Origin of the sequence: Neobacillus drentensis (genome assembly GCF_036965425.1) — a bacterium.
In the GTDB taxonomy this organism is placed as follows: Bacteria; Bacillota; Bacilli; order Bacillales; family Cytobacillaceae; genus Neobacillus; species Neobacillus drentensis_F.
The window spans coordinates 1-1,298 of sequence record NZ_JBALPP010000062.1 but is presented as its reverse complement, the minus strand read 5'-3'; the positions used below and the strand labels follow the sequence as shown (position 1 = coordinate 1,298).

At 36.3% G+C, this 1,298-nt stretch carries 1 protein-coding gene; it reads left to right on the top strand.

Going from position 1 to position 1,298, the window contains the following annotated elements:
- Positions 1-67 precede the first annotated feature (67 nt).
- Positions 68-1,270 carry a HupE/UreJ family protein gene (locus tag V7161_RS16775; protein ID WP_335714103.1) on the top strand — a complete coding sequence of 401 codons (1,203 nt, stop codon included), beginning with the start codon at positions 68-70 and terminating at the stop codon, positions 1,268-1,270.
- Positions 1,271-1,298 lie beyond the last annotated feature (28 nt).

The window sequence follows — 1,298 nt, the reverse complement described above, 5'->3', positions numbered from 1 at the left end:
GTTTTACTTTAAATTGGTAAATTCAAGTAATTATTTCAATATAATATTTATCAGGAGGATTTTTCAAATGTACCGTTCCATCAAAATTCGACAATGGTTAAATGTCAGACCTCTAACCTTGATTTCACTAGCACTTATACTATTTATCTTTACCTCATTCCCCTCCCAGTCATCAGCACATGCGTATAGTGCAAGTTATACACAGATAACAATGAATCAAGAAAAGACAGAAGTGGTCTTCTCCATTGATACGTTATCGATACTGGAGTTACTTCCAAAGATAGATAAAAATAAAAATTGGGTTTTAGAGAAATCGGAAATTAACAGCGACAGGCATCATTTAGATGAATTAATTACAGAGGGACTTACTCTTGATAAGGGTAACAGGGAACTAGAACCGAAAATTGAAAAGATAAAAATCATCAAGAAAGGAAATAAAGAATTTTTATCAACTTACATGAGCTATCCCTCATTCTCACCAGGTGAAACACTCTCTTATAATGATGGATTTTATTTCAATGACACGGGCACTAACTATGTCGATCTCATCTCAGCATCCTATTTGGGTGAAACGAGTGAAGCAGTGTTAGAGGGAAAAAATAGAACCTGGACCTTTCTGGCCACCGAGGTACAACAAGAGCAACAGGCTCCAGGGGGGCAAACAGCTCAGCAAAATACAAATCAAAGCCAAACGGACCAAGCAGAGCTGGAAAAATCCAATACTCCTACTTCCTGGTTCTCTTTTTTGAAATTAGGAATGATGCATATTCTTACCGGGTATGACCATTTATTATTTCTATTTGCCTTATTGTTAAGAAAACAAACCTTTAAACAATATGCTGCCATAGTCACTTCTTTTACCATTGCACATAGCATTACATTAAGCCTTGCTGTCTTGGGCTGGATCACATTGCCTTCACGTTTCGTCGAGGCGACAATCGCCTTCAGTATTTGCTACGTAGCATTAGAAAATATTTTCCGAAAAGAGATTAAATACCGCTGGAGTATCACCTTCTTATTTGGATTAATACATGGGCTGGGATTTGCCACTATATTAAAAGAAATGGCCATTCCAAAAAGCCACCTTGCCGTGGCATTAATTAATTTTAACCTTGGAATTGAAGCCGTTCAGCTTATAATCGTTCTAATACTTTTGCCATTACTTGGTTTAATCCAAAAGCAAATTTCTTACAAAAAGATTGTCCAAATCGGCTCAATTATCATCACCCTCTTGGGTGGGTTTTGGTTAATCGAGCGTATCTTTACTTAAAAATCGGATAAATACTTCTTAATAAAAT